Source organism: Microcoleus sp. Pol11C3, from assembly GCF_036701485.1.
Lineage (GTDB): Bacteria > Cyanobacteriota > Cyanobacteriia > Cyanobacteriales > Microcoleaceae > Microcoleus.
On sequence record NZ_JAUBQW010000309.1, the window covers coordinates 1 to 1,258 of the forward strand.

Below are 1,258 nucleotides of genomic sequence, written 5' to 3' on the forward strand. Positions count from 1 at the left end.
GAGCTAGAGTATTTATTGCATCGTCTCTTAAATGAAGGAGAATTAATAATTAAATGGGGTCGCAAAATCAAAAATAATGGCAATGCTTGTATCACAGTTTAAATGTGCAACAGCTTATTCATACTCTAACTCAGCAACGCCCCATTTTTCTTTATATTGGTGGAGGGACATTCGGGACAAATCATATTTTAACTTGATACACATTCGCTCTCTGTCATACCCTATCTGTGCCACGCCCATCTTTTACATCTTCATCCGTTATCCCGTGAACTTTTGTTACTTATGCGGGAATAGAAATCCTAGGTCTGACGAGTGTATTGAGGAGCGCTTCTCCCAACGGGTTAATAACTGCAATTTCCACAATTTCTGCATTATCGAGGCCAGTAGTCTCAGTATCCAAAATCAACCCTTCATCAGGACCAAGAAGCTGTTTTCTTGCCCCCTTCACCGCTCTTACCCAATCTCTTTTTATGAAAGCCGCTTCTCGATACCACTGTTGATAATTCCGCTTTATGTGAGCTTTGAGGCATTTGGCAGCTAGGGTTTCCAATTGGTTTGGAGACGGCTTTCTTTTGCATCGGCAGCATTCAGAATTGTGAATATCGTAGAGGAACACGTCATATTTTCGCGTGGGGATAATGCCTGAAGGTTTCAGAGGTGATAAACCCAATTGTGCCAACTGCTTTTTAGTTTTGAGATGTTCTGGTGACTCATTAGATTCACCCCACCAACTGTATTTGGTTAGTTCCACAATCGCAGTTACCCCATCTCTGCCATTCTATTATCGCATCATTGGCGAGAATCAAAGCAACTGCAATTAGCATATTTGTTGGTAATTAAGCGCCTAAGTTTTACCCAAATTTGATGCTATTCCACAATCTTGCCAAAGGTGGACTCAAGGGCCTGATACCAATCTTTCGCTTTCTGGAATGCTTTACCTCCCGTACCGCAGCCAAACACATCTCGACGGCTTGCGGTGACTCCCCATCTCAGGATTTTTAAGCTCAACCAAAGCGCTTTGTCTGGCTGAGTGCTCAGCAGGGCGATCGCTTCACTAACTTGCTCGACTTCACTGCTTCCCGGATTGCTCAGTAGCGCCATCACCCTCGCCAACGCCTTCGAGTGCTCTTGTTGAGGAAGTAGTGAAGTAGTGCTAGAATCCTGCTCCTGCAAAACTTCACTAGTAGTCCTCGGCGTGAGTTTACCTACCCTCGTTCACTGCTTCAAAGCTTTGCCCTGATAAGTCCATTTAAAGGGT

At 44.2% G+C, this 1,258-nt stretch carries 2 protein-coding genes; both read right to left on the reverse strand.

Features of this window, described 5'->3' with window-relative positions; translation table 11 throughout:
* Positions 1 to 280: 280 nt before the first annotated feature.
* Positions 281 to 751, reverse strand: coding sequence for a hypothetical protein (locus tag QUA40_RS28785; RefSeq protein WP_333132132.1), 471 nt, complete (start codon positions 749 to 751; stop codon positions 281 to 283).
* A 116-nt stretch (positions 752 to 867) separates the two neighbouring features.
* Positions 868 to 1,173 (reverse strand): hypothetical protein, encoded by a 306-nt coding sequence (locus QUA40_RS28790; protein WP_333132134.1) that lies wholly within the window; start codon positions 1,171 to 1,173, stop codon positions 868 to 870.
* Between the last annotated feature and the right edge of the window lie 85 nt (positions 1,174 to 1,258).